At 35.2% G+C, this 5,653-nt stretch carries 8 protein-coding genes; all 8 read left to right on the top strand.

Annotated elements, in window-relative coordinates:
- Positions 1-121 precede the first annotated feature (121 nt).
- On the top strand, positions 122-661 hold the full coding sequence (locus ACFQ1M_RS18395; RefSeq protein WP_386411378.1) for a hypothetical protein: 540 nt from the start codon (positions 122-124) through the stop codon (positions 659-661).
- 204 nt (positions 662-865) lie between these two features.
- Positions 866-1,288 (top strand): contact-dependent growth inhibition system immunity protein, encoded by a 423-nt coding sequence (locus tag ACFQ1M_RS18390; protein ID WP_386411375.1) that lies wholly within the window; start codon positions 866-868, stop codon positions 1,286-1,288.
- The gene (locus tag ACFQ1M_RS18385; RefSeq protein WP_386411372.1) at positions 1,273-1,506 is read left to right on the top strand and encodes an Imm27 family immunity protein; all 234 of its coding nucleotides are present in this window, start codon (positions 1,273-1,275) and stop codon (positions 1,504-1,506) included. The genes ACFQ1M_RS18390 and ACFQ1M_RS18385 overlap by 16 nt, the downstream gene beginning before the upstream one ends.
- Positions 1,507-1,668: 162 nt before the next feature.
- Positions 1,669-3,270: a hypothetical protein gene (locus ACFQ1M_RS18380; protein WP_386411369.1), complete on the top strand. Its 1,602-nt coding sequence runs from the start codon at positions 1,669-1,671 to the stop codon at positions 3,268-3,270.
- Positions 3,271-3,427: 157 nt separating this feature from the next.
- The gene (locus tag ACFQ1M_RS18375) at positions 3,428-3,952 is read left to right on the top strand and encodes a DUF6584 family protein (protein WP_386411366.1); all 525 of its coding nucleotides are present in this window, start codon (positions 3,428-3,430) and stop codon (positions 3,950-3,952) included.
- A gap of 163 nt (positions 3,953-4,115) precedes the next feature.
- Positions 4,116-4,844, top strand: coding sequence for an HNH endonuclease (locus ACFQ1M_RS18370; RefSeq protein WP_386411363.1), 729 nt, complete (start codon positions 4,116-4,118; stop codon positions 4,842-4,844).
- Between the two features lie 219 nt (positions 4,845-5,063).
- On the top strand, positions 5,064-5,435 hold the full coding sequence (locus ACFQ1M_RS18365) for a transposase (protein WP_386402678.1): 372 nt from the start codon (positions 5,064-5,066) through the stop codon (positions 5,433-5,435).
- Between the two features lie 35 nt (positions 5,436-5,470).
- Positions 5,471-5,653, top strand: a 183-nt coding sequence (locus ACFQ1M_RS18360) for a hypothetical protein (RefSeq protein WP_386411361.1), incomplete at its 3' end; no start/stop codon positions are given.

Genomic DNA, 5,653 nt, shown 5'->3' with positions numbered 1-5,653 from the left:
TCGTCTAAAATTTTCAGTTTGAAAGGTTCTGAATACCGTCTGATCACTTTGTCGTTTTTATACATAATGTTTGAAATTATGTAGCCTTTATTCAGGACGGGTCAATTTATAACCAAGTTATTTGAAAAAGCCATTTTTATTTTTCCTTTCAATAGTAAGTATTAGCATATTGCTTGTCATTGATAAAGCAGACAGGAATGGTATCTTCTCCCATCAGCCAACATTCGAAAATGAGGATATGGCGTTATTCAATGATAACGAAGTCGCCATTGAAGATTTTTATGCAAGGTTTTTTGGTGAGACAAAGTATAGATTTCCAAGAAGAAAAACTTCATACGTCAAATTATATAAGAACAAATGGCTCTTAAGTAGATTGACAAGTAAAACTGCGAACCCCAACTCAAGTGATGATTTAATTAAATTTTTCAACAATCCTGTGAACTTTAGCTGGAATGAAACTACATGGAGTGTTGATGAATCGGAATATATCCTCAGATTTTTCGATAGTCAAGATAATCAGATAGGAAAAGTGTTTTTGTGCTTGAAAGATTGTAAAATGACCAAATCATTGCCATTCTCACCGAATATGAAATTTGGAGGATTAAGTGACATTGGCATGAATAAAATTCAAAGACTAATATCTCAAATCGAATCTGAATAAATCAGCACCTAACAGTGGCTATAAATCAACGCCAGGGTTTTGAGCTAAAATCACTAACTTTTCACTTAAATTAATACTCACGGTGAATCCGACATTCCCACAGCAGCACTTTTGGGTGTAAAAAGCTACCCAAAACTGCTGTCCAAGCGCGTCGAATTCATAGCCGTGGACGTTGTGCAACATTTAAAAGAACCGAAATTATCCTTGAAAACGACAGAGACGAAATATGAAAATAATTGGCTAGAGAAGTCTTTAGAAAATTTAGAAAAGGACTATTGGGGCAAACCAGATTATGAAAGCCATTTAGTCAAGACTTGTCACCAACTCAGGAAAAAGCCACTCAAGGATTTCGAAATAGAGGACCTTAGAATAATGATTGGTCAAAATATTGGACTTAAGTTTTTGATACCTCTTGCTCTCGAGAAATTGAGACAGGACATATTGGCTGAAGGGGATTATTATGAAGGAGACTTATTAAAAGCTGTTTTGACCAGCGAAATAGAGTTTTGGAATCTTGAACCTAAGCTAACTAAAGAACTTGAAGCTATAATCTCGGACAATGAAGAATTACTCAATGAACGAGAACCTGACTTACTAAAATCCTACGAACAATGGAAAAAGAACTAATTGGGAAATGGGTTTTTAAGGATGGTAAAGTTGTCGCTGATTCAAATTGTGAATTGATCGAATCAATGATTAACAACGACTTGACAGAAATTGAAATTAGTGAAGATGGATGGACAAAACGCTATCAGCATTTAAATGGCAGTGTTTGGGAATTAACTTATCCTGAAAGTCATTTACATGGCGGTGGACCTCCAAAACTGACCAGAATAAAAAAATAAAAACGTTGCACAACATCAGCTATAGCAAATGCGGGCTGACTGCTTAAAAATGAAGATTTTACAACTAAATAAATTTACGGTAGGCGGACAAGAAAGCGGTTTCAAAATCCCGCACTTGCCATAGCTAGAGCCGTTGTGCTTCATGCAAGAGAAACATTCAGAATGATAGATTGGATTAAAAAAATATTGAATAAAGAAGAACCGAAAGAAATCCTTAAATGGGAAACTGACGATTCAATACTTCGGCACTTAAAAGCGAATCTAAATGAAGACGGTTCTTTGAAAGAATCGGCTGAGAAATTGCCAGACGAAAAAAAGGCTGATGATGAAATAAAATTTGCCCCAGGCTTAATGGATGCAATGTTTGGAGCTGACGAAACCGAAGAATCGAAAACTAGAATAAAACAACTCGTCAGCCTAATTAAAAAAATTGCCAAAGACGGAAATATTCAAAGTAAATCAGACTTTTATAGAGAAGTAACGGAAAATGAAAGCGTAATTGGTATTATAGACGAGTTTTTACAAAAATTAGTACAAAGTTCATTACCAATTGAACCGCACTTGTATAATTATGCAAACAAGCTAGCTACTAAAACAAATAATCGAAATACAGTAAAGTTTGGAGTTGCTATTCTCGGATTATGTCAAAACAAGAAACCAATAGAAGATATTAAAATACTAGGGCTGCATGACGAGTTTACCGTTTTTTCAACTGTAGCACTATCAAATCTTTCTGACAATCTCGTTAAAGACTTATGGGAACTTGCTAAACATGTTGACGGTTGGGGAAAAATCCAGTTAGTGGACAGGTTAGCTGAAATGGAATTGAATAGTGAGATTAGAGATTGGCTTGTATATGATGGTTATAAGAACAACATTATGTATGAATATTTAGCATTGTCCTGTGCTAAAAACGGAATGCTAAACGAAAAACTAAAAACAGAGAAAATCTCGGATGAACTTTACTCTTCTGCTAGTGATATAATTGTTGCATTAATGGATGAAGGTCCAGCTGTTGGAATGTCTGGTTATGATGAATCAAGTGAAACAATTGAAAACTTCATTAGACATTCAAAAACACGAAATCTCAATATCTCAAATTATATAACGCTTCATAGAATTAAGGATTATCTAGAAGAATCGCCAGCAGAAAATGAAACACTAAACAATTGGAATCAAAACGATTTATCCAATTGCCTTATTGACATTAATGAGTTGTTAAACTCTAAAGATTGGACTGAAGAAGTCAAAATTGCTTTAAAGAGTTCCGACAATATTGAATATTGGAATGGTAAACAAGCTGCTCAAAAACTTGGAATTGACCTTTGGGATACAGTTTGGAAAAAACTACAGCAAAACCCAATGGACAGTTCAGCATGGTATGATGTTACAGCAAATGCAAAAGAAAACAATGTTGATGAAGTCATAGATTTTGCCATTAAGAATTTGCCATTAGAATTTTTAGGTTCTGGACCAAAAGATTCTATGGGAATTGGAGATGACTTTCAGAAACATTCTTCTTTAGATAGTGTGATTACATTTTTAGAAAATTACCCCAAAAAAGGAGAAAAATTGATTCTTGTAGGTTTAGATAGCCCAGTTACTAGAAACAGAAATATGGCAATCCGAGTTTTGGATAAATGGAAATCTGAAAATTGGTCTAACGAAATAACTGAAAAAGTTAAAAGACTAGAAGAAATTGAACCAAATCAAGATACCAAAAAGAACATTGAACGACTTTTAAACGGAGAAGAATTGGAATAAAGCACGAAAGCACAACAACGGCTATAAGCAATTGGGGTTTAAGTGCTTAACCGAAATTTAAAACAAAGGACTGTGCTAAACTGAAAGGTAAGAGCATGAAATCCCCAACTGCTCATAGCCAAACCGTTGTGGTGCATTTAAGAGAAACATTGTGAGTTTGAAAGAAAAGTTAGAGAAAATAGATTCTGAAATTGAAAACGGACTGAAATTCAAAGCGTCTGACAGATTGCGGAATTTAATTCAGGAAAACCCAAACGAAACTCAATTGTGGAATAAACTCGCTGAATTATACTATGAAAGCGGATTTTTGGACTCTGCTGGAAAATATTGGATTCTGACTGAACCAACCGACGACCGAATAAAAAACTGCGTTGAGATTTATGAAAAATCAGTAAATTATTCTGGATATCAAATTTTGCAGGAAATTGTATTTCGTGGTGACAAATCCAAACTTTCGGAATTTGCTCAAAACAAATTAGCGGAATTGGAAGCTGATAGCAAAAAGAAAGCTAATTATGTTCCAAAATTTAGTCCCAAAAAAAATAAACGGAAAAATACTAATTCTGAATACAAACAGACTTTTAAAGATAAATTAGGTGGATATTTAATCTTTGGAATTGTTGCGTCAATCGTAATTCTAATCATTATCGGATTTGTAACTGTGATTAAATGGATATTCTGAATATAAAAACGACACCACAACAATGTATAACCGCAATTACGGCGGATTCGACTACGTCCGAATCCACTCGGAATTGCTAAGGCTAGTGCTTAAACCGAAAATTAACGTATATTAACCCGTAACTGACGGTTATACGAGACCGTTAGCTACCATTTGAAAAGCAATGAAACCACCGAAATGGCATCGAGATGAAATAATACTTGCACTTGACCTCTATCACTCGATTGAACCTAGGGAAATGGATAGCAAGAATCCGAAAGTCATTGAAATCTCCGAAATACTAAATAGGCTTCCTATTCATAAAGAGAGGATTGATAATTTGAAATTTAGAAATCCGAATGGCGTATCTATGAAGTTAAACAACTTCAAAGCAATTGATCCCGAATATGACGGTAAAGGAATGGACAGATATAGCAAGCTTGACGAAGAAGTTTTCTTTGAGTTTCAAAACAACAACGAAAGGCTTAAACAAATTGCTGAACAGATAAAGAAAACTGTTTCTAATTCGGAATTAAATAAAAGCCTTTATCGAATTGGAGAAGATGACGAGGAAGAACAATTAAAAGTAAAAGAAGGAAAAGTAATTTACAAATTACACAAGCACAGAGAACGGAATTCAAAACTAAACAAAAAGAAAAAAGAGAATTACCTAAAGAAGCACGGAAAGTTAGATTGTGAAATTTGCGGATTTGACTTTTATGAAGTCTATGGGGAATTAGGAAAAGGATTTATGGAATGTCATCATAAAACACCATTATCTGAAATAGAAGGCGAATCTTCTACATCAATGAATGATTTAGCTTTGGTTTGTGCAAATTGTCATAGAATGCTTCATCGCGAATTGGATACTCTAAGTTTAGAAGAATTAAAAAGAATAATAAAACAACGGTAGCTAACAACGGCTATAATCAAACGCTACCTCTCGTTTACAGACGAACTTTCCCACAAATCATTTATCTTTAGTACAAACAAAAACCAGTCTTGGCACTCGCCCTTTACGGCGGACAAGGCCCTCGCGCGGCTCATGCCCTATCCGCGCCAGAATCATAGCCGAGACCGTTGTAAAACATTTTGACCCGTCCTGAATAAAGGCTACATAATTTCAAACATTATGTATAAAAACGACAAAGTGATCAGACGGTATTCAGAACCTTTCAAACTGAAAATTTTAGACGAACTTACCACCGGAAAACTAAACAAGTACCAATTAGGTAAGGCCTACGGTATCAATCCAACCACCATCAATGAATGGATCAAGAAGTACAACCGTAAGGACCTTATGAACACCAGAGTGACCGTGAAGACCAAAGACGAGATAACACGCATTAAACAACTTCAAAAAGAGATCGAACAGCTTAAAAAACTCTTGCTGAAAAAAGATCTGGATGCCATGGTACTGGAATCCTACCTAGAAGTAGCTGCTCAAGATTTGGGCTACAGATCCGTGGCAGAACTAAAAAAAAAGCTAAGTATAGAACCTTAGTAATAACCAAGGAAAGAACCAAAGGGTTTGCGTCTTTGACTACTGTTTGCAAGTGTCTTGGACTTAAACGTGATGCCTACTATAAGTATAAAGACAGAGCTGACAAACGTTTAGAGATAGAACAACAGATTCTTGAGATCGTACACAAAAGACGCAGATCCCTTCCCAGGGAAGGCGTGCGTAAACTTATTAAATCATTGGATGATCAGTTTACTAAA

This window comes from Sungkyunkwania multivorans (assembly GCF_042675645.1).
Taxonomy (GTDB): Bacteria; Bacteroidota; Bacteroidia; order Flavobacteriales; family Flavobacteriaceae; genus Sungkyunkwania; species Sungkyunkwania multivorans.
Note: the sequence above shows the minus strand (reverse complement) of the source record. Positions and strands in the feature narration are given on the sequence as shown.